Origin of the sequence: Sungkyunkwania multivorans (assembly GCF_042675645.1) — a bacterium.
Classification (GTDB): domain Bacteria; phylum Bacteroidota; class Bacteroidia; order Flavobacteriales; family Flavobacteriaceae; genus Sungkyunkwania; species Sungkyunkwania multivorans.
Genome location: NZ_JBHTJH010000017.1, coordinates 122,439 through 144,139, shown reverse-complemented (window position 1 = coordinate 144,139; position 21,701 = coordinate 122,439). Strand labels below are relative to the sequence as shown.

Below are 21,701 nucleotides of genomic sequence, written 5' to 3'. Positions count from 1 at the left end.
GATCAAATAGTGAAGAAGAAAGAGGATTTAGCAAAAGCTTAGTGCTAGGGTTGATTCGAATTGAAAATGATTGTCGGTAGTATTAAATGTTGTGATAGCGCAACCGCTCAAGAGCACATTCAATTTACCTTGTTGATCAGCATTTTTAAATTGCTATGTATTCCGAAAAAAGAGGAGACCTTGAAAGACACTACTCTTTTATTGGAATATATGAGTGAATGAAAACACCTTTCCACAGCTGCCATTTCAATATTTCTGATTCTCACCAGCGGGTGGCGGCCAAAAAGTATGAATAGAAAATGTACACTCCATTTTTCAATTGAGGCAATGTTAGGAGTAATAATTTCATTGAGAATAAAAATCTAACACAAAAATATCATGTCAAAAGAAAAAGAAGGAAAGCAAAAATCAGGAAAAACACCTCCCTCAAGAACCCCTAAAGAAAAAAAGGCGGCCAAAAGGGCAAAACGAGACGAGAAAAATAATAGAGCAGAATAAAAGAAATAATTAACCATACCCAAAAACCATGGATAAAGCTGAATTTGAGGAATCCATGACATTTAATTTGGAGAATGTATTGGACTATAGCACAAATGCCATCGTGGTGAAAAACATAATGGTCGGGAACCACGGTGTTATTCAGGCTTTTGTATTTGATTATGGGAAGGTCCAAGCCTATGATCAATCTCCTTTTTCTCGATTTATTTATATTATTGAGGGTAAAGCAGAAATTGTTATCAATGAAAATTCAACCTTTATGCAAAAGGGAGATTCCATTATTGTGCCAGGCCATGCCGCCAGCTCTATTGAGGCAAATCATAAATTTAAAATGATCTGCATGACTTTGAGAGGTGAATGAAGCACTCTCTTTAGAAATAAAAAAGAGGGCTTTTACCCTCTTTGTAATATTCTGACCTTTATGAAAATCGTATTAATTTTAAGGAGGTATATCTTCGATGATTTTTCCAACTCTCATGACGGGTTGTTGGCCTGTCAATACTAATATTGTTATCTTGAGGTACTTTTTTTATCTGCTTCATTATCGCTGCTTTATTTACTTCTCGTGATGGGCGCAATAAACGCCCTTTAGTACACATTTATATGTGTGCAAAGATAGTCGAAACATTCCATCATTGGCTAAGTTTAACACCACGCTAAGACAGATAAAATAATGGATATAGAGGATTTTATAGCTAACGTATTTGAAGTAGCTCACGTACCCATAATATTGGTCTAAAGTCCTTTTGCCGAATAAGCATCATCTGCTCTTAAAACGTCTTGCAGGAGCTTAGAACATCACTTAGTCTAAAATTATCCTCCCCTTGAGACAAATATTGCAAAGTTCCCTGTTCTCGGTTAAATACCTTAAAGTCTAAAGCTTTAAGGCAAATCGCATCCATATTCTCTCTTAACAAAGTGTGATTTATGTAAGATTGGGTTGATACTATGCAACATTTGGGAAAAAGGAAATCCCATCTTTGTAAATAAACGAAACGATTATGGAAAATACCCCCCTAAACGAGATAAAGAATGTATTGAAAAAAGGCCAACGTAGAAATTTGTTCATCATTACTATAGTAGTGATCCTCTTGTTTGCATTTAAACCATGGGTTCAGATCGGTGCCGGTGAACGTGGCGTTGTTCAGAATTTCGGTGCCGTACAAGAAACAGTGCTGAATGAAGGTATTCACTTCAAAATACCAATAGTACAAACAGTCGTTCTAATGGACGTAAAGATCCAAAAGGCGATGACAGACGCTGCATCTTCGTCCTCAGACCTCCAGGATGTGGATTTATCGGTAGCCCTTAATTATCACATTATACCTGACAAGGCAAATTTGGTGTATCAGACCATTGGTGTGGAATTTAAGGAGCGTATCATTGACCCCGCGATTCAAGAAGTAATGAAAGCGGTGTCAGCGAGGTATACGGCCGAGGAATTGATCACCAAAAGACCGGCCGTAAGCACTGAAATGCAACAAGCGCTTACATCGCGGTTGCTGGCGTCCAACATTTCGGTTGACGCTTTTTCAATTATCTCATTTAGCTTTTCTCAAACCTTTACCGATGCCATTGAGGCAAAGCAAACCGCCGAGCAAAATGCATTAAAGGCAAAAAGGGACCTCGACAGGATTAGGGTGGAAGCAGAACAGACCATTGCTGCGGCAACAGCCGAAGCGGAGGCGCTACGATTGCAAAAAATGAATATTTCACCCGACCTTATCGAACTAAGAAAGATAGAAGCGAACCTCAAGGCGATAGAAAAATGGAATGGGATCTTACCTCAGGTAACAGGTGCTGGTGCAGTTCCATTTATTGGTGTGGGCGATGCGATCAAAAACAAATAAGACGAATACCTCGGAGTTTGAATTTATGATGGTCCATAATTAGTAGGTTAGCTCTGGTCTAAATCGTGGGTGTCACCAGCAGTAGGCATAAAAAACATTCTTAATGCTTCCAATTTAAACAACGAAATGAGCTCACAAGAAAAGGGACAGGACAAAAACAAAAGCCACCTTTAAAAGGATGGCTTTTTCATTGATGCGGAAATGAGGGTTTTTTAAGCCAATTCCACATGGATCGCATTCATTCCCTTTTGGCCTTGTTTCATCATAAATTTTACATCATCGTTCTCACGGATCTCGTCGATAAGGCCACTTTGGTGTACAAAGATATCTTCATCAGAATCTGCGGGCTTTATAAAACCAAACCCTTTGGCACTATTGAAGAATTTTACTGTTCCTTTTTTCATTGCTTTCGATCTCTTGTTTGCTATTTTATTCAATGTTCGTTTTATAATATTCATGTTCTTAAGTTTATTGTTTTTAGATTCCAACTTTTATCTCACAGGAATAGGCTGCATTTTGCCCAACTTTCGTAAAACTCCAATATGGGCCATGATGGCGGCAGCAAATGTCCGTTTTGTATGATAGGGCATGCCGTATTCCTTGGCAGTATCGGCGACGATACCTGATATTCTTTTATAATGTATGTGACAAATATTGGGTAACAAATGATGTTCTATTTGATAATTCAACCCACCTATAAGCCAAGAGAAAAACTTGCTTTTTGGCGCAAAATTCGTTGTTGTGGCCAATTGGTGCGCAAACCAGTCACCTTCGACAATTCCATCTTTATCGGGAAGAGGAAATTCAGTACTGGGCATGATATGTGCCACTTGAAATATGATGCTGATCAGTAAACCTGTTACAAAGTGCATACTAATGAAGGCCAAGATGATCATCCATGGTGCCAACGGTACCATTATCAAGGGTAATATTAAGGCATATGAATAATATAGTAGCTTCCAACTGGCCATCTTTATCAATTCATCTCTGAATTGATTTTTCTTGTTCAAGAACCCCATTTTTCTGTAGCGGAAAAGCCTGAGAAAGTCCTTGGCAGTAACCCAAGAAACTGTAGAAAGACCATAAAAGAACCACACGTACAAGTGTTGAAACCTATGGATGCTATTTTTTTTTGCATGCGGTGAAAAGCGAAGGAAAAAAGGAGCGTTTATATCATCATCTGCCCCTTCTATATTGGTATAGGAATGGTGCAGTACGTTATGCTGGATCTTCCAAACATTCGCATTTGCACCTATCAAATTCATTGTATAGCCAAGATACTTATTCACTTTTCGATTTTTGGAGTACGAACCATGATTGGCATCGTGCATGATGCCCATACCGATTCCGGCCATTCCAATTCCACTGATTATGTATAAGGCGAAAAGGAGCCAAGGAACGGTGACAACACCAATATTAATTAGAACCAATGGCACAAAAAAGACCGTTAGCATAACGATGGTCTTGCTGATCATGCTCTTGTTTGCATGCTTGCTAATATTGTTTGTTTTGAAATAATTGTTTACCCTGTTCCTCAGTATTTTTGAGAAATCAGAGTTTGCTCGTTTTGAAAATTTTGGTTTTTTAACGTCGCTAATCGTGGTTTGATCTTTTTTCCACATTTGATATAAGAGATAATGATAAGCTCAATTGTCGTGACATCTTGAATAATTAATGGATCGTAGGGACTATGATAAATTATGTCCTAACAAGTCCCAATAACCTCACATTGGGCTTAAAAATGTTACTTGATAATGAATTTAAAAGGGAGAGAGCTGAAAATGAATCGAGAATCTGATAAGACTAAATAAATCTGGGCTTTCTTAACTTTAACTTTTGCGAATATACTGCTAGTTTGAAGAGTATTTTCCAAATTTCGTGTTAAATATTGATAATAAGCATCTTACGAATGATATGTTCTATTGGTGTAAGCGCCAACACATATCGATCAGAATTAAAATTTGTTTCATACATCACAAAATAAAAAGGGATCTGATAAATAAAAGGAATAAAACAGTTTGATTCCAACTTAAATCCTTTCCTTTACGACATATCAAGGATTATCGATGACAATTGCGTTGATCACTAAATAAAAAAGATAGCCCATTCCTTTATCCGTTTCCAATTCTCAAGGCCCGCTTCTTAGTTATTTTTTACTTGGGCCAATATCCACGTTTCAAAGACCGTCAAGGCCAAAGTCCAAAGCATAGTTTTTCGCGGAACATCCATTTTGATATAAAAGGACAATACACTTTTCAACAATTCACCCCGAGGTGCCCAGATTAAAGAAACATCATAAATAAGATACAATATGTTAATAATTAAGATACTACCTGGCGAGAACATAGAAAGAGCCTTAAAAAAGTATAGGAATAAGGTACGGAAGACCCAACAGTTGAAACGTATTAAAGAGAACCGAGAATTTATCAAAAAGTCTAGGGAGAAGCGAGAGGGTTTGGAAAAGGCGATATATCGAAATGAATATTTCAGAAAGAATGAGGAATGACTTTATGTATCAACACTTGAACCTTGTCGCCATAGTCGATAATGACAAAATACCCTATAAAAGTATCCGGCAGATAATCAGAGAGATAGCGAAATATGAAAAGCCGAACGCTACGAGGCTTTCATTGGTAAAAAAACAAACACGATGAGGTCTCTGTCAATACCGAAACAGCTCACAAAAATTGAGAGCCCCTCGCTTTCAAGATATCTGAGTGAGATAAGCCGGATCCCGATGATCACGGAAGAGGAGGAGGTCGATCTGGCGGAACGAATTAGAAACGGGGATGAACAAGCAAAGGAAAAGTTGGTAATTTCCAATTTACGATTTGTCATATCCGTTGCCAAACAATACCAGTCCAGAGGACTTAATCTTCATGATCTAATTAATGAAGGAAATCTTGGATTGGTCAAAGCGGCAACAAAATTTGATGAGAAACGAGGATTCAAATTCATTTCCTTTGCGGTTTGGTGGATACGTCAAGGAATAATGCGGGCACTTACCGAAAAATCAAGGATGGTTAGATTGCCCTCGAACAAAATAAATGCGATGAGGAAGATGAACAACGCCTCTTCCGATTTTGAACAGATCTACCAAAGAAGGCCTACCGCGGAAGAAATGGCAGAATTGATCGATTTCTCATTGTCAGAGATTCAATTTTGCCTAAGTCATTCTTCATGGCCCATTTCGATGGATGAACCCCTGAAAGTTGGGGATGGAGAGGTGAACTTACACGAAAGAATACAATCCAAAGATCTTGGTAGTCCAGAAGAAAAACTGATCGAACAATCGTTGAAAATGGACTTGGATAGTATCTTTGATGTTTTGTCCTACCGTGAGGCCTACATCATCAAAATGTACTTCGGTATTGGAACAAATAATTCCCTCGCATTAGATCAAATCGCGCATCATCTAGATCTTACCACAGAAAGGGTACGACAAATAAAAATAAAAGCTTTGGACCGTTTAAGGAACTGTTCCAAAATGGAATTTCTAAAAGTATATTTGGAATAAGCACCTTTTTCCAAAAGGTCAGATCGGTCAGGTGCCAAAAGGAGCGCAAGGCAAGCTTGGTCACGATAAAGAGAATATCATTTAAGTCATGGCGAAAAACTGACAAAGTCGCTAATCTATGTTTTTTCTAATGTAAAGGGTGCCCAGGATCAAAATAGTATTTCAGCGGTTCATTATGTAAGATCATTTCTATATAAGTTGGTCGTGAAGCAAAATGGATATCCTGTGATCTTTAATGTTTTAACGTGATAGTGACAAATCTGATTTATTGGTGTCTAAGAATTAGATATAAATTAGATGCTATGAAAAAATTAGAAGTCGATTTTAGCTACCTATCCAACGAAATGATCAAAGCCATCGCAATGATATATAAAGATGGTTTTAAAGAAAGCGATGTGATAAGTTTTAAAGAGGTGCATGAGGAACTGGGTGATCGGGTTCGCTTTGTATTGAACGACACCGTATTTTTCGTCAAAACAGAACAGATCGAGAATATTATCAGTGGGGTATATGATGATAACTTTTTCCCTCCAAAAAACGAAAATGGCAATTGTGACGCAGAATTTTGTTAAAATAGGTGACCTAGAAATTAAATCGGTGTCATAAGAATATACTTTATCTAGACATAATAATTGGTGAGTTGATTGATGAAACAGTACCATATTGATAAATGTGGGATGTTTGAAGCCAGAATTGAGATTCTGGCTTTTTCTTTAAAAAATGTTATTCTATAGCGCCTAGCTCTCATTGATCTTGGCCTCTCGGAAGCGATAAATTTTAACCGAGTTTAAAAGAAGGCGCCCGTCATTTGACGGGCGCCTTCTTTTTTAGGAAGTCTTAAAAATTTGCATTTAGCGATGAGATCTCATCAAAAGATGTATTATAATAGGCTGTATTATCCCCATCGAAGATGCATTCAAGTATGTCATCAATACGTTCCTATCTTTTCGGCAAAAGTTTAAAGCTTCGTCAATGAAATAATTGTCCGCTCGCTTGTCAACATCTCTTCGTCATCCTCGTCCACAACATTTTCTGTGATGTATTCGATCTGAAACTTTTTTCCAACCAGCTTTTTATCGCTCAGATCATACATTCCTTTTAGCAAGGGAGATACTTTTTCAAAGCTGATAGTGTTTTCTTCTCCATTCTCATCTTCATGGGTGAACACAAATGCACCATCCTCAACACCTGTGTACGTGCCAATGATCCTCGTTGCGACTTCTTCGACGACCTCATCTTCTTCATCCTCTTCCTCTTCTTGCGCTACTGCGGTATAATTGCAAAACAAGAAAGCGACTAGAAAGAGGGGCAATAATTTTAATGTTTTCATTTTTATGAGTTTAAAGGTTCTTATTCATCTTGTTCAACAGGGGTTTCATCCTTGTTGAAACTATAATTGAGACACGCAAAATATGATGAGGTCACACTATGGACCACCATTTTTTCAACTAATGACAAAACCGGTCTGCAAGTGGCACAGACTTGATGTCCAAATATTTCTTATGCGTAAATTTTAGAGGAGGGTCTGAAGGAGTCTGTTTGAAGCTTCCATCATTTTCGTCTTATTCAATTATTGATTAAAATGATAATTCGTCAAGATAGATTGCATTTCGATCTCGCCATTTTCGATTTGTAGGGCAGTTCTCCAGACATCTTCGCGTATAAGCGACCTTAACGGTTGATTTACCTTAGAAAAATTACCGAAGGCGGATCTAAGTTGTGCATCCCAGACTTTGTGATACTTCAACAAATCATTAGGATAGACTGTCTTTCGCTTGGTGCCTTCATCGATACCTCTAAATGGTCTATCTATATTGAGATAGCCGTAGTCATCGGTAAGTTGCTCTCCAGGATGAATATCTCTTACCGCCAGTTCAAAATTGTAGGCCGTGGTGAGGCAATTGGATCTAAAGCTATGATTCACAAACCTGGCATTATCCCAGCATAGGACCAAATTACCTTGGTTGTTCTTATAAGCATAGGTATCTAAAATATCTTTATAAATGGGCTCCAGCTCATCGAATTCAGCGGGGGTAAATTCGCGATCAAACTTATCAAGGACCCAAGTGATGGTTCCTTTCGGGATAAAATCGGTTGCGATGACTCCATAGCCTATCTCTTCACCTATATATTTGATTTCTGTATGTGGATGTATCATTATTAGTTACTAATATGCTTTAGATCTAAATTTTCTTGCGAGCTTCATGACTGAATTTGCCCATATTTATTTCTTCTTAAGCTCAAAAAGGTCGGTCCTTCTGTCCTTAAGATTTTTTACTGCGCCGAATTGATGCAATTCCCGAAGTAGGTCAATATCTACATCTGCAATGAGGATCATCTCTGTATTTGGGGTTGCCTCTGCTTTTATCCCGTTAGTTGGAAACGAAAAATCGCAAGGGGTGAATACCATGGATTGCGCGAATTGAATATCCATATTCTCTACGTTTGGTAAATTCCCAACACTTCCTGCGATGGCAACATAGCATTCATTTTCTATGGCACGAGCCTGCGAGCAGTTACGCACCCGAGAATATCCATTTTGGGTATCCGTTAAAAAGGGGACGAACAAAATATCCATACCCTCATCGGCCAATAGTCTGCTCAATTCTGGAAATTCGGAATCATAGCAGATGAGCACGCCGATCTTGCCACAATCGGTGTCAAATGCCTTGATCTGTCTTCCTCCCTGCATTCCCCATACTTTGGCCTCGTCTGGGGTGACATGCAATTTTTCATAGCGGTCGATCGTACCATCTCTTCTGCACAGATACCCAACATTGTATAGACGACCATCTCGTATTTCGGGCATACTCCCAGAAATGATGTTTATATTATAGGTAATAGAAAATTCAGAGAATTTGTTAACAATGGCCTCGGTATGCTTGGCGAGTTCTCTGATGGCCTCTGGAGTGCTCAAATGATTGTCCTTGGCCATAAGAGGAGCGTTGAAAAACTCTGGGAACAATGCAAAGTCTGAACGATATCCGGCAAGGGCATCAACGAAATATTCAGCCTGATTAAGGAGCTCTTCCAAATTTTTATAAGGTCGCATCTGCCATTGGATCAAACCAAGGCGAACCACCCTCTTTTTGATAGCTGCCTTTTTTGAAGGCTTTTTGTAGTAGATATTATCCCACTCCATGAGTATCGCGTACTCCCCAGAGGCCTCATCGCCTTCCAAATATCCTTTCAACACTCTTATGGGATGGAAGTCATTGGCAATTTGAAAGTTTAAGACAGGGTCTTGTATTTCTTTTCTCCTTACTTTGGCAATATATTCTTTGGGGGATATCGTATCCGCATACTTGTGATAATTGGGGATTCTACCACCGAAGACGATTCCTCTCAAATTTAGTTTTTCGGCAATTTCCTTTCGATAGTCATAAAGCCTTCGTCCTAGTCGCAACCCTCGGAACTCTGGTTTGATAAAGACATCTATTCCATAAAGAACATCACCATCATCCGTATGGGTCTTGAAGGTATAATTGCCGGTGATATCATTATATGTATGATCATCATCAAAGCTGTCATAGTCTACAATGATCGAAAGTGCACATCCGGCCAACTGATCGTTGATCTTTATAACTACCTGCCCCTCTGGGAATTTTTCGATAAGGGATTGAATATGATGCTCTTTCCAATATGACCCCGGCATATTGGTATAGGCCGATATCATGGCAGTTTTAAGTTCTTGATAATCATTTAAGTCGAGGAACTTGAGCTCTATGTTTTCGATGTCCTTTGTTTTCATATATCAATGGCTAATGATTTTTTGAATGCTAAAAATAGTTCCTTTTCACTATTTGTGTCTAGAGTGACTAAAGGTAACTGTTTCTGTCGTTAATAAATGTGTTTCATGGCCAAGTCCAAGTTGCAACTTTCTTTTTTAGTTGGCCGCCTTACTGAACTGATCGCAGTACATCGCAACCGCACTGCAATCCTCCTTATCCATATATTCCAATGCTTGATACCAAGGAATCCATAAAACGCGTTTAAACTTTTCTGGTTCCAGCAGTGTGATCTTCTTCAGAGGTCTTGTTGCAACAAAATAATGCTTATAGACCTCCGTTTTTTCTTTGGTAATATTCTTTCTGGAAACAAAGTAAGACAGCTCATCTTTTTTTAGAAGTACCCCGATCTCTTCGTCCACCTCCCGTATCAAAGAATGGAAGTCTGTTTCTTTCTTCTTTTGAATGCCTCCGGGCAAGGAAAGTTCTTTTTTAAAACCTGCCTTTTGTAATACTAAGATCTTCTCCTCTTTGAAGGCAAGGAGACGACATTTATGAATCGTTTTTTTAAGCTTCATAGTATAATAGATCGTTGGGATGATAATAAAGGTCTTGAATAGGGTCTATGTAATTCATTTTTCTTATTTCTCATGGCAATTCAGTGCAAATAAAATGGTCATGACCAGTTACTATTATTTAAGATTGCATGGGTTCATGTAAGTTTTGATATCGCCCCCAATCCCGAGGCATCACTTGGATATAAAATTCCTTTTTTCAACTTGAATATTCCTTTGAATGGATCATTCAAAATATCTAAATGACCATCGAGATCGGCATAGCGGACATTTTTTCGGGAAAGCGCAAAATGTAATCCTGCAGCAATTCCTAAGCTGCACTCGTCAATACAGCCAACCATGGCTTCCAAGCCAGCACTTTGAGCGACCGAATTAATGTGCATCGCTTCTCTGATACCGCCCACCTTCATGATCTTGATATTTACCATATCGATATACCCTCCCTGAGCAAGTCTAAAGGTGTCTTTTACATTTTTGATGCTCTCATCGGCCATGATAGGGATATCAGTTCCATCGGTCACCTTTCCAATATGATTGTCCAATCCGACCTTGGTAGGTTGCTCGAAGAATTCGACTCCTACTTTTTTTGTGCGCTCGTAGAACGCAATGGCCTCCTCTGGAGAATACCCTTGGTTACCATCAAAACGCAGTTCTATTGTAGGGAAATTTTTCCGTAAGCAAACCATTTTTTCGATGTCTTCCTCAAGAGACAATCCTCCTTTCAGTTTTATGATGGAAAAGCCTAGTGTTATAAACTCGGCTGCCGTTTTCAACGTTTCCGCTAGAGGCAAAATTCCAATGGTAATGCTAGTTGCAATACGATGTCGATAACCACCCAGAAACTGGTAAAGCGGGGTGTCTAATTTACGTGCCACAAGATCCAATATGGCCATGTCTACCATGGCTAGAACTGACGAATTTCTTTTTAACAACGGTTTTAGATCAGCAAGAATTTCTGAGGACATCATCGGATTTTTCCCTTTAAGAAAGGGAAGCACGATATTCTTTATTTCTTGTTCTGCCTGCTGTGGTGTCTCACCGGTCACAATTTGGTCTGGGGCGGCGCAGCCATAGCCTACAAAGCCTTTGTCAGTTTCTATTTTCAGAATAAAGTTTACCGTTTTAGAGACTGTTTCGTAGGCAATGGTGTAAGGTTCGGATAGCCTTAGATCTAGACGTTCGTATGAGACATGTGTGATTTTCATTCGTTGTTATTTTTTATGCCGCTTCAATATCTTTTTTGATAGAGGTCGTCTAGCGGGGTGTTTTTTATAGACTCTACAAAAGCCGCCATATTTCGTATCATCACTTCCCACATTTTCTTTCCTTTTTCTGCAGTGGCTTTTGTGGCATCACCCATGATACCACTTTCAGAGATCTTGTTGGTGCGCACGTACCAGCTCACGCTGCGTTCATCATCAAAATCCAAAAAGGTACTGCCAAAGGATAGGGTCTCATTTACCGCTTTGTCCATTTGTACCATTTCGGGGCGCAACGCAAGGCTCGTACTGGTCTCTATTTCGCCGGCATGGGCATCGTTTGGGGTATCGATCAGATTCAGCAGATCGACATCACTTGTTTCACCAGTGTCCACACAGACGAAGATCTTGGCATCTCTATTGATCATTTGAGCAGCATAGCTCAGTGTAGGAGCATTGTCTCCATGACCATTGAGGATGATTATTTTTTTAATACCATTTTTTGCAAGACTCATTCCTAGGTCATACACGAATTTGGAAAGCGCTTCGTTGGTAACACTCAAGGTACCCTTAAAATCTTCATGGTGATAACTCACTCCAAACGGAATTGGGGGCAATACCAAAGGCCTTGGTGCTTTGCAGGCTTCTGCTACCCGATGAGCCATATAATTGGCATCATAATAATCGATATCTACAGGAAGGTGTGGCCCGTGTTGTTCAATGGCGCCACAAGGTAAGATCACAGTATCAACGGTTTTCAAGTAGGCTTCCAATTCGGGCCAGGTTTTTTGTTCCCAGAGGAAGTCCACTTTCTTATAGGATTGTTTCATTGTCTTTGTTTAAAAAATATGGCATCTCTAATTCAGCCTTTGTTAATGTGTAAGATTCCCATTTGCGATCCAATAGCTTTACCATTCCGTCACAGTATTGGTCATAAATATTCATAAGCGGTTCGCGTATTTGTTTTGGTAGATCGGATAGCGTGCTTCGTTCGCGGTCAAAGCGAAGCATAGAGATCTCCCTGTGTTCTTTGGCGAGTTTCTTGGTATATTCATTTTTTTCAATGATCCCTTTGCTTACAAGCAAATGATATAGTTGCGCTGCATCTGTGCCTATTTGTTTAACGCTTCGTGTTGCCAAGGTATCCAAAGCTTTTTGAATTTGATGTTCGCTATATCCGCAGCGCTTTGGGTCTTCATCGAGTGCGCAAAGCATTCCGACAATTCGCCTACACTTTTCACAATTCCCGCAAGGAAGCATCTTACCATCTTTCTCGTGTGCTGCATGACACGATACCTGCAACTTTTGTAACTCGGGATATCGTTTTACCAGTATTTTTAGAATTGACAATTCTGAAAGGCTGCGCAGTAGAGAGAATTGGTAGATGTCCCATCCCTTCTTTTCATAATATCGAGTAAGGGCATTATCAAAATACTTACTCTGATCGTACAAAGCATTATAATGAGTGATGCCTTTATAATTGCTTCGCACCGTGGTATCATATTCATTGCCGATCAAAATATTGCCAATCCCTCGTTTTCGCGCTACAGGTAGCACCCCGAATAAAAATACCGCTACGGTCCACAAACGTATTGGATAGATATCGGCTCGTATGTTTTGAAAATTTTCCTTAATAAACGGCATTTGCTTCACCATCCAATTAAAAATGCGATCGCTATTGCACCAAGGTTTAACCGTATTAGGTTCGTTGTCCCGAAAGTAGTGATGCGCGTTAATAGCTGTAAACCAATGACGCCCACTTTCGTTTATAAAAACAGGGTGTGGTACTCCCAATTCCTTTATGATACCATAAGATAGCAGGCTATCTTTACCTCCGCTGCTTAGGATGGCATAGTGCTCCTTACTTGTGATCGCCGCATCCTTTGTTAATTTCAAGTGGTCGAATTGAGAATTTACAAACTCAATGTTAGCGGCGGTATAGCGTGCTAATTTCTCAAATTGAAGATCATCATATGGCGGCTTAAGGAACTCATTCTGGGAAAAAAACTTGTTCACCAGAATTTCTCGCGAAGTATTCTCCATCATTTCCTTGATGAAACGCTTATCTATCTCATCATATAGACCGTCAAATTCTATAGTTTCGAGGAACAGCCCATAATTGATGGCCACTTGGGCTACCATCATCGATGCAAGATTTACGTTCTGGGCGTTATTCTTATCAAAAAATATGCTATGGTAGGAATAGATGAGTTCTTTTGTAACGATGCTCTCATCTTTTTTAATGAGAGTGTAAGTTGCCTTCACACGCTTTGGTTCTACCGTTAGCGCATGTATCTTTAGGGTCTTGAAAACTACCAAGCCACGAATACCGGTCATTATAATTTGGTTTTTAACAATTGAACCAATTCAGTAGCGCCGTACTTCAAGACATCAAAGGCAGGTAGCCCGGTTTCTTGTGTGATCGCTTCGCAGGCTGGGATGATCTCCTCCTCCTGCATTCCTTCGTGATTTACGGTAATGGCAATCACCTTTTTGCCTGAAATGATCTCAATAGCATTGATCTGTTCTTGAAGAGAGTGCAACTTATAGCCCGGAAAACCGTCGTATTCTACGCGCGTAGGCGCGTGCTGTAAGATCACATAGTCTGGACGGCCTGCTGCTAGAATTTCGAAACCGCCAGGATATGCAGGGTTCATTAAACTCCCTTGCCCCTCGATGACGATCACATCGGGTTTTTCATTTTTATAGGCGCTGACCACGGCATGTTCGATCTCTCCAGAAACAAAATCATTGATACAGCTATCCATGATCATGGAGTATTTAGCTCCTTGCATCCAAGCAGTCTGTCCAGTTCCTATCATCTCCGCTTTTAGACCCAGCTTTCTGAAAGCATGGACCAATAACCACGCGGTGGTACGTTTCCCAATGGCAGAATCAGTACCCAATACCGCCAGTTTAAGGCAGTCGACCTTTTCGATCTCTCCTGTAAAAAAATGTAATTTTTCTCTTGGAGGCGTTTTTCGCACATCACGTATGCGACACTGATTTTCTTCGGCCAATTTAACGAGCCCTTTGTCATTTGATAGAAAATCATGGAGACCACTATCGAGATTCCAACCCATATCTAGCGCTTTTTGTAGGGTGGCTTTTGCATGTGCCGGAAGTCTTCCTCCATCGGGTGCTAGTCCAATGACCAATGTTCTGGGCAACATTCCCATATCCGTGAGTTCCCTCACGGCACTTTCAATACTTCTAAAAATGAAAATGCCATTCTTTTTACCGTCTAATACCTTGCCAGCGTCTTGACCAGCATAGGAACTATCGATCACTCCCACGATTTGATATCGTTCGGTAAATCGAACGAGTCCATGTGCCGTTTTTCCATTAGGGGTATTGAATGCACCCTCACAGTATACCAAGGCTTTTCCGTCTATTGAATTCTTCATGATTGATTTTAAATGTTTAATATTTGGCCGTTAAGACGGCAACAAAGCGATCGGGTTCAAAGTTTTGTTCTTCGTCCAGTGTTAGAAGCCCAATGAGTCCGGCCGTTGAGGCAGGGAGGATTTTCATACCCTCTTTCTTAAGCAGAAAAGATGACATTTCCCTCAATTTTTTGTCACTCACATGGAAGGCTTCACCACCCGACTCTCGTATGGCATAAAGGGCCTCGTTACCATCAAAGCTATGCCAGTTGATCAAGGGTTCGTTATAGAGTGTTTCCTTAATGACCCTGGGATCCAAGTCCACGCATTCCTCAGATCCAGCCTTGAAAGAACTGATGATCGGATTTTTTCTACTCGATGATGCGGCGATCATTTTAGGGATTCTTGAGGTCTTGCCACGCTTATACAAGGTAACAAAACCACGGTAAATACCAGCGAACAAGGTTCCGTTCGAAACTGGAGCCGCACAGTACTTTGGTGCATCACCGATGTCTTCGAATATCTCATAGGCAATTTGAGCATAGGCCGTGATCTGCAATGGGGTATTTGCCCCACCAGGGTTGGCATCATACCAGTCGTATTGAAGTGCATAGTCGGTGCTCGACCTCACCACATTTTCATAGCTCCCTTCGAGCCGAATGATTTCTGCACCTAACGATTCCATTTCTTTAATTCTTTCGGTATGGTAGCTCGATGGAATGAAAATTTTACATTGCAAGCCTGCGAGGTTTGCAGCAAGCGCAACAGCGACACCATAATTTCCACAGGTTGCTAGTGCTATGGTATCGAAGTCTCGTCGCAGAGCGTCGTAGACTTGTGCAAATGCAATGCGGTCCTTTTGCGTGCCGGTAGGATTGTCACCTTCATATTTGATATAAAGTTGGCGGATATCGAACTCACGTTCGATGGCTTTCGCTCTGAACAACGCAGTGTCTCCCACTTCTATGTTGGTAATGTCCTCAAAACTCTCCAAACGGTCTATGAGCGACTTGCTTTTATCCTTTACAAAATCACTCAGGCGCTTGGTCTCTGAGGATACTTTAATTTCGGCAGATCTTACTCCGTCTCGTAGTATCATAGTATTCATTGAAGGACGTTAATTCGTCCTAGCATTGAGACACCTGAAATATTCGTAGGTCACTTTTTATTTTTTAGATAAAATTTAATGGGCAAAGGCATCTGCTGCCATCGTTTTCTATAGCTTGTTTCCAACGGTGGGAGCATCATTGAATATGAGCACTTCTTTAAGGTCTTTTACCAAATAGCTTGGAATAAACCAAAAAATTTTGAAGAAGGAATTGACCAGGTTATTTATGAATTTTAAAAAGAGCGCTCATCATCTCCTTATAGTTCTTTTTAAATGAGGTCGACATCTCCATTAGTAATCTAGCTTTTGCCACTTCATGCATTACGTCGTCCTTCAGACTCTCTGGGACCTCCGGGTAGGGGCGCCCAATATCTTTAAAAGGATTGTGTTTTCCCATGGGCTAAACAATAATTAGAGATTACTCCTTTAAGACACAAAATTTGGAAGAAGGTCACCGCGGCGTATGGCTATTTTTGTCTTTATTGCTAGTGATGCTCGGCGTATTGCGATTTTCGTCTTCCTCATTTCTCAAAACGATCTCTTCTATTTCTTGAAGGATACCTTTCTTTAGATCTTTTGGGAGCGACTTTTCGGATTGTATTTGTTTAAAGGGATTGTTCTTACTCATTGCCCTGTAATTTTTGGTGCACTTTCACAAGTTTTATCTTTGCTCTCTTAAGGCGCATCTTTACCGCACTTTCATTGACATTTAGCAGCAACTGAATATCTTTTATAGAAATATCGTCTTGGTATTTTAGTAACAAGAGTGCTTTGTCGGCTGGCTCTATGAGGTCTAGCGCCTTCTCTAGATTTTTTGCCTTTAAATCGAAAAGTTCCTCTTCGTCAATGTCGTCCAATTGAGCTAAGTGGCCGTCATTCTTATTTAGTCGTTCCCAGCGTTCACCAAGTTTCTTGGCACTGTCTCTTTTTTTATAGTTGACCAAAAAATTATACGTGAAACTAAATAACCAAGTAGAAAACTTTGCTTCTCCTCTGAAAGAATCCAATTTTGTAAAAAGCTTCAAAAACACATCTTGGGTCAAATCTTGAGCTTCATCGGTATCTTGTGCGAAGCTGTAACATTTGCTATAAATTCTTTCACTATAGCGATCATATAATTTACCAAAGAGCGCCGGATTTTTCGATGCCAATATCTGCTTAACAAGTTCTTCATCCGACATAGCCCCCAGTTCTTTATCGATGCTACCGAAAGAACTACTAAACAAAACTACATATGGGTTTTTTATTGAACTCAACTTGTACAGAATTGGTTGAACGTATAAAGGTAAAAAATAGTGACTCACAATCAAAAGCTGTGTCTAATTAATAAAACAATTAAATACCGATGTTATGTCCATTTCAGAAATATATGAGTCTGGTACCCAAAAGAACAACCTGGCCCATTTTGTAGCTATGGCAGGCTTGGCTGCGGTTGATGGTAAGATCAATGAGCAGGAGCATAGGGTCTTGTCCAAATTCGCCGATAAATTGAATATCAGTGAAGAACAGTTCAATAAAATAATCGACCATCCGCAGGACTTCAACTTTAGTTCCCCCAACACCAAGGAGGAACGCCTAGAATATCTGTTCAATCTTTTCAAGGTCGTTTTTGCCGATCATGACATCGATGATCAAGAGGTGAGTCTCGTAAGGCGCTATGCGATAGGTTTGGGTTGTACAACGGATATGGCCAACCAGATCATCAAAAAATCTATTAGGATCTTTAGAGGTGACATCGATTTTGAGGACTATAGGTACCTTCTGGAAAAGATCTAAGATGATCGATGTTACTCAGCAATTGATAGAACCTAAAATATAGGGGATAGGTCACCTTCATCTACAAAGAGAAGAGCAGCTATTGAACAATCATTTAAAAAATATGGACAAGTCAAAAGCCAAAATCAAAAATGATTGGGCCGGTGAACCATGTCCATATTCTAGAAAATATAATTAGGGTCGCTACATCCTAGAATCGGTATCCTCAAAATTACCAGAGGTCTGTATACTAGACCCATCCTCGTTGAACATGATCGCGGCAGAACGTGCTCCAGTTTCGAGATCGATGTCGAGAATGACGCGATATATAGTGACCTCCTTGAGCGCTATGCTAGAACCGGGTTCTGCACTTATCTCATACTTAGTTGGTGGCATATCAGACATAAAATCCAGATATCCTTTGATACCTAATGGATGTAGAGTGATATCTAGAGGTGTTCCGTTAATTGAGTTCAAGGTGGCGATACCCATGTTCTTCTCAAAGTTCCAAATATAGCTGAATTCACAGACGGGATTTTCCAACACCGCGGTTCCTTTGAATTGTTTGGTCAATGCTACGCTGAAAGTAGCTTTTGATGGGACATTTGTTGATTTAGACATTACAAATTGATTTAAGTTAATGATATGATCTTCAAGCGCAAATGTAGCAGATGAATGCACGAGATCTTAACGTAGAAATACGCGAAAATGAGAATGGGGGAAATTTCGGTGACAAATAGAGACGACACATTAAAAGGAGCCCCAGGTAAATAGGTTTCGAGTACAGCAAAAAGGATTGCTATTAGGATAGGTCAAAAACCTGTTAGGACAGGAGTGAAATCAATAAAGAGTATTCTAAATTCTAAACGCTCAGAGTAATGTTCTTTATCAAACCAATTATAAAGACTAAGGTCAATAAGAGTTTCTACAAGTATATATTTGGATATTTCTTTATTTCTCTTTCACAACTGTGTATATCTTTACCGAATGCTGTTTTCCTTTAAGGACTACCGAGTCAATCTCTTCGCAAAAAAAATAATCGACGATGTTATGATATGTATTTTCACACACCAATATTGGAACATCGTATTTCTTGGTCTCACTTTCTAATCTTGCTGCAATATTTACTGGATCGCCAATAACAGTATATTCAAACCTTTTTTCTGAACCAATGTTTCCTGAGATAACATTACCGGTACTAATGCCAACTCCAATATTTAGTTTGGCCGCGATATTTTTGTTCTCATTAAGATTATCTAACATTTTAAACATATTTAACGCACATCTAACTGCATTAACAGAGTCGCTACTATTGGTATACGGAACTCCAAATACAGCCATAATTGCATCACCAATGAATTTATCTAAAATGCCATTATGGGTATGTATGGCGTTGACCATTACATCAAAATATTTATTCAATAGATCAACGATCTGAGTGGCACCTAACTCTTCGGTAAGTTTTGTAAAGTTTCTGATGTCAGAGAATAGAATAGTACATTTTCTATTTTTACTTTGCATGATAGATAGGTCATCCTTATTGATGACCTCATTTACAATATGATGGGGGATATAACGACTTAGGTTAGCGCGTATTCGCTTTTCTCTTGTAACATCCTGAAAAACATTGATGGCACCAACAATCTTACCATTTGAATCTTGCATTGGTAATGTGCTGAGGTTTGCTATAATATTTTTTTGTTTTTCGGTCTCATATGAAATCCCATATTCATAATGCCGTTTCCCTGTTCGCATGGTATCGCCACCATATTTTAGGATAGAAAACAACTTTTTATCGAGAACATCAATCTTTTTGTTGACAATGTTTTCATGTTGGCTTAAATCAAACATCTTACAGAAGGTGGTATTAACTGTTTGTATGTTATTAGATTTGTCTACAGTTAAAATACCATTGTCTAGATTTTCAATGAGAATATTGAGGTAATTCTTCATCCCATTGATTTGACTGAAAAGTTGAGCATTCTCAATGGCAATCCTTATCTGGCTGGCAAAACCTTCAAGAATAAAAAGATCCTCTTCTTTGAAAACTCCCTCAGTTTTATTAATGACTTGAACAACGCCCAAAACTTCATTCTGTACATCGAAGATCGGAACGCATAAAATGGATTTCGTGACATATCCAGTCTTTTTATCTATAGAACTGTCAAAAGAAGGATGTGAATGTGCGTCATTAATGATACTCGATGTTTTGTTTTTCGCTACGAGGCTAACGATTCCCTTTTTGGTTCGGATGATCTCTGATTTAAGGCCTTTGGCATATTTTGTCCACAATTCACCAGTTTCTTTGTCTAGAAAGAATAACGAACTTCTATCGGCATTTGTGATCTTTGCTGCTTTAGACATAATCAGAGGGATCAGATTGTCTAGGTCCAGTTCTGAAGAAACCGTTCCGAAGACGTCCAATAATACCGAAAAATTGTTTTTTACCTCTTCACTAGTAAAGTACAATTGTGCGTTTTTTATAATCAATGAGATGGTGGCTGCAAAACTGTTGAGAACTATGATGTCATGTTCCGTAAATATACCTTTTCGTTTATTAAGACATTGTATTACACCAATGGTCTTACCTAATTGATTATCGACAGGGATGCATATAATTGATCGGGTTTTAAAGTTCAATTGCGAGTCATAAGAGTTGTCAAATAGCGGGGAATTTTGCGCATCATTTTCGATAATAGGCGTTCTTCTCATTGCCACCGACCCCGCGATTCCCTTTCCAATGGGAATAGAGAATATGGGGTTTTCTATCTCTTGTGCAGCGATACTATCTAAAGTAGCGGTTTTATTGTTTAGAAGAAAAAAAGAGCTTCTCTCAACATCTAATGCTGTGGAGATATGTTCTAAAACGATATTCACTTCATGCAGCAGCCTTTCATTCTTCATTGACACTTATAGTTTTGTTGTACTTTTCAATTTACGCTCATAATTATTCGTGTGGTAGGACCATAACTTTTTTGGACCATCGACGGACGCCATTTCTAATAGGTCGAATGCGCAAAGTGTTAGTAAGCGGTCAGTAATTTTATCCGGAAATGACCGGGCATTGCATTTTTCGTCAAATTTTGCAACATTGATCGTTGCTTTTTTAATAATAACTTTTAGGATGTCAAATGCTTCATTAGAAAGGGGAGGATCTCCCAAATAATTTTCTAATCGTGCACCAGACCTATATTTCGGATAATTCTCTAAACCAATGAAGCTTAAGAACCAGTTTGGGTCAAATCTTCCGCATACTTTGCTTATTCCTGCATAATCTGCAATTAATTCGTCATGCATATTATTGGCCATACTTCCAAAATACCGTTGTGTGAAGAAATGTGCACACTCGTGTTCTAGTCTTATGGTCAATGAACATGTTTTCCATTTCTGAGGTGATAGTTGAAGAGCATGAGCGTTGAGCCCACTATAATCTTTTTTACTCAAAACAATAAGCTTATCCTGATATAGCGAGGTGTTTGGGATAATGTATTTCGAAAACGCTCTATTCCAATTTCCAAAAGGGTTTTTTCCTATCCATTTCTTTCTCAGGCAATGTATTCTACTCCAGTTACTCAAGCCACTGATCATTGCTGCTCCCATAGATTTTGGAATAGTCATTGGTTCGTTCTTACAAGAGAGTGCTCTAACAATTGAGACAAAATCTTCATCATTTGTGACAATAAGCACGGGGATTTTTCCTGCTATGCTTCGATGAATTTTTAGGGTTAGTGCATTAGGATTCTCTAACTTAAGTCCAGATGCAGAGGGCATATTTCTGGTACATTTTCCCCTAAGCGTGGCATCTTTATACGCCTGTGTTTGACTAATATCTTTGAGAATGGGGAATCGAAATTGAATAAGATGAGATTTTAAAGTCTCATACACACCTATTTGCTTAGATTGATTGTAGTAGTTCATCCAAGTTGAGACATACGGCTCATCTGGAAGGGGTTCTCTATATGAATGGACTGAATGCCATCTGCTAGAAAATGTGTTCTTAGTGTATGACGATAGTTCATTTATGACTTTAGCATCATCGGTTAAGCCATTGATGATATCGTATTTTGAAAAGTCGCTGATCATCG

At 39.3% G+C, this 21,701-nt stretch carries 22 protein-coding genes; 6 read left to right on the top strand and 16 right to left on the bottom strand.

The annotated features are described in order from the left end of the window. Window positions 1–526: 526 nt before the first annotated feature. Window positions 527–859, top strand: a complete 333-nt coding sequence (locus ACFQ1M_RS12200; RefSeq protein ID WP_386408595.1) for a cupin domain-containing protein — start codon at window positions 527–529, stop codon at window positions 857–859. Window positions 860–1,499: 640 nt separating this feature from the next. After that, the gene (locus ACFQ1M_RS12195; protein ID WP_386408593.1) at window positions 1,500–2,348 is read left to right on the top strand and encodes a prohibitin family protein; all 849 of its coding nucleotides are present in this window, start codon (window positions 1,500–1,502) and stop codon (window positions 2,346–2,348) included. Between the two features lie 212 nt (window positions 2,349–2,560). Here ACFQ1M_RS12195 and ACFQ1M_RS12190 read toward each other — a convergent pair whose 3' ends face one another. Both ACFQ1M_RS12190 and ACFQ1M_RS12185 read right to left on the bottom strand, forming a co-directional pair. After that, window positions 2,561–2,806 (bottom strand): cold-shock protein, encoded by a 246-nt coding sequence (locus tag ACFQ1M_RS12190; protein WP_386408591.1) that lies wholly within the window; start codon window positions 2,804–2,806, stop codon window positions 2,561–2,563. A 33-nt stretch (window positions 2,807–2,839) separates the two neighbouring features. Then, on the bottom strand, window positions 2,840–3,823 hold the full coding sequence (locus ACFQ1M_RS12185; RefSeq protein ID WP_386408589.1) for a fatty acid desaturase family protein: 984 nt from the start codon (window positions 3,821–3,823) through the stop codon (window positions 2,840–2,842). Window positions 3,824–4,659: 836 nt separating this feature from the next. Between ACFQ1M_RS12185 and ACFQ1M_RS12180 the strand changes: the two genes are divergently transcribed. From ACFQ1M_RS12180 to ACFQ1M_RS12170, 3 genes are all read left to right on the top strand, one after another. Further along, window positions 4,660–4,854, top strand: a complete 195-nt coding sequence (locus tag ACFQ1M_RS12180) for a small ribosomal subunit protein bS21 (protein ID WP_386408587.1) — start codon at window positions 4,660–4,662, stop codon at window positions 4,852–4,854. 144 nt (window positions 4,855–4,998) lie between these two features. Next, window positions 4,999–5,865 carry a sigma-70 family RNA polymerase sigma factor gene (locus tag ACFQ1M_RS12175; RefSeq protein ID WP_386408585.1) on the top strand — a complete coding sequence of 289 codons (867 nt, stop codon included), beginning with the start codon at window positions 4,999–5,001 and terminating at the stop codon, window positions 5,863–5,865. A gap of 302 nt (window positions 5,866–6,167) precedes the next feature. After that, complete coding sequence (locus tag ACFQ1M_RS12170; protein WP_386408583.1) at window positions 6,168–6,437, top strand: hypothetical protein; 270 nt, start codon at window positions 6,168–6,170, stop codon at window positions 6,435–6,437. A 386-nt stretch (window positions 6,438–6,823) separates the two neighbouring features. Here the strand turns inward: ACFQ1M_RS12170 and ACFQ1M_RS12165 are convergent, their stop codons facing one another. From ACFQ1M_RS12165 to ACFQ1M_RS12115, 11 genes are all read right to left on the bottom strand, one after another. After that, a complete protein-coding gene (locus ACFQ1M_RS12165) occupies window positions 6,824–7,195 on the bottom strand; it encodes a hypothetical protein (RefSeq protein ID WP_386408581.1) in 372 nt (123 codons plus the stop codon). A gap of 240 nt (window positions 7,196–7,435) precedes the next feature. Further along, window positions 7,436–8,023, bottom strand: coding sequence for an SET domain-containing protein (locus tag ACFQ1M_RS12160; RefSeq protein WP_386408579.1), 588 nt, complete (start codon window positions 8,021–8,023; stop codon window positions 7,436–7,438). A 66-nt stretch (window positions 8,024–8,089) separates the two neighbouring features. Continuing rightward, on the bottom strand, window positions 8,090–9,616 hold the full coding sequence (locus ACFQ1M_RS12155; RefSeq protein ID WP_386408577.1) for a GNAT family N-acetyltransferase: 1,527 nt from the start codon (window positions 9,614–9,616) through the stop codon (window positions 8,090–8,092). Between the two features lie 135 nt (window positions 9,617–9,751). Then, window positions 9,752–10,171: an NUDIX hydrolase gene (locus ACFQ1M_RS12150; RefSeq protein WP_386408575.1), complete on the bottom strand. Its 420-nt coding sequence runs from the start codon at window positions 10,169–10,171 to the stop codon at window positions 9,752–9,754. A gap of 134 nt (window positions 10,172–10,305) precedes the next feature. Continuing rightward, window positions 10,306–11,373 (bottom strand): mandelate racemase/muconate lactonizing enzyme family protein, encoded by a 1,068-nt coding sequence (locus ACFQ1M_RS12145; RefSeq protein ID WP_386408573.1) that lies wholly within the window; start codon window positions 11,371–11,373, stop codon window positions 10,306–10,308. Window positions 11,374–11,396: 23 nt separating this feature from the next. Further along, complete coding sequence (locus tag ACFQ1M_RS12140) at window positions 11,397–12,197, bottom strand: creatininase family protein (protein WP_386408571.1); 801 nt, start codon at window positions 12,195–12,197, stop codon at window positions 11,397–11,399. Beyond that, a complete protein-coding gene (locus ACFQ1M_RS12135) occupies window positions 12,181–13,704 on the bottom strand; it encodes a hypothetical protein (protein ID WP_386408569.1) in 1,524 nt (507 codons plus the stop codon). The genes ACFQ1M_RS12140 and ACFQ1M_RS12135 overlap by 17 nt, the downstream gene beginning before the upstream one ends. Beyond that, window positions 13,704–14,774 carry a DUF1611 domain-containing protein gene (locus tag ACFQ1M_RS12130; protein ID WP_386408567.1) on the bottom strand — a complete coding sequence of 357 codons (1,071 nt, stop codon included), beginning with the start codon at window positions 14,772–14,774 and terminating at the stop codon, window positions 13,704–13,706. Before ACFQ1M_RS12130 ends, ACFQ1M_RS12135 begins: the two co-directional genes overlap by 1 nt. Before the next feature lie 16 nt (window positions 14,775–14,790). Beyond that, entirely contained in the window at window positions 14,791–15,861 is a 1,071-nt protein-coding gene (locus tag ACFQ1M_RS12125; RefSeq protein ID WP_386408565.1) for a pyridoxal-phosphate dependent enzyme, read from the bottom strand. Window positions 15,862–16,312: 451 nt separating this feature from the next. Continuing rightward, the gene (locus ACFQ1M_RS12120) at window positions 16,313–16,489 is read right to left on the bottom strand and encodes a hypothetical protein (RefSeq protein ID WP_386408563.1); all 177 of its coding nucleotides are present in this window, start codon (window positions 16,487–16,489) and stop codon (window positions 16,313–16,315) included. After that, window positions 16,482–17,117 (bottom strand): RNA polymerase sigma factor, encoded by a 636-nt coding sequence (locus ACFQ1M_RS12115; RefSeq protein ID WP_386408561.1) that lies wholly within the window; start codon window positions 17,115–17,117, stop codon window positions 16,482–16,484. Before ACFQ1M_RS12115 ends, ACFQ1M_RS12120 begins: the two co-directional genes overlap by 8 nt. A gap of 94 nt (window positions 17,118–17,211) precedes the next feature. Between ACFQ1M_RS12115 and ACFQ1M_RS12110 the strand changes: the two genes are divergently transcribed. After that, window positions 17,212–17,637: a tellurite resistance TerB family protein gene (locus tag ACFQ1M_RS12110; protein WP_386408559.1), complete on the top strand. Its 426-nt coding sequence runs from the start codon at window positions 17,212–17,214 to the stop codon at window positions 17,635–17,637. Window positions 17,638–17,820: 183 nt separating this feature from the next. On the opposite strand, the gene ACFQ1M_RS12105 is transcribed toward ACFQ1M_RS12110, so the two are convergent. The 3 genes from ACFQ1M_RS12105 to ACFQ1M_RS12095 form a co-directional block, all read right to left on the bottom strand. Further along, on the bottom strand, window positions 17,821–18,237 hold the full coding sequence (locus tag ACFQ1M_RS12105) for a hypothetical protein (protein ID WP_386408557.1): 417 nt from the start codon (window positions 18,235–18,237) through the stop codon (window positions 17,821–17,823). Window positions 18,238–18,567: 330 nt separating this feature from the next. Beyond that, window positions 18,568–20,520: a GAF domain-containing protein gene (locus ACFQ1M_RS12100; protein WP_386408555.1), complete on the bottom strand. Its 1,953-nt coding sequence runs from the start codon at window positions 20,518–20,520 to the stop codon at window positions 18,568–18,570. Between the two features lie 6 nt (window positions 20,521–20,526). Continuing rightward, a complete protein-coding gene (locus tag ACFQ1M_RS12095) occupies window positions 20,527–21,699 on the bottom strand; it encodes a DUF7005 family protein (RefSeq protein WP_386408553.1) in 1,173 nt (390 codons plus the stop codon). Window positions 21,700–21,701 lie beyond the last annotated feature (2 nt).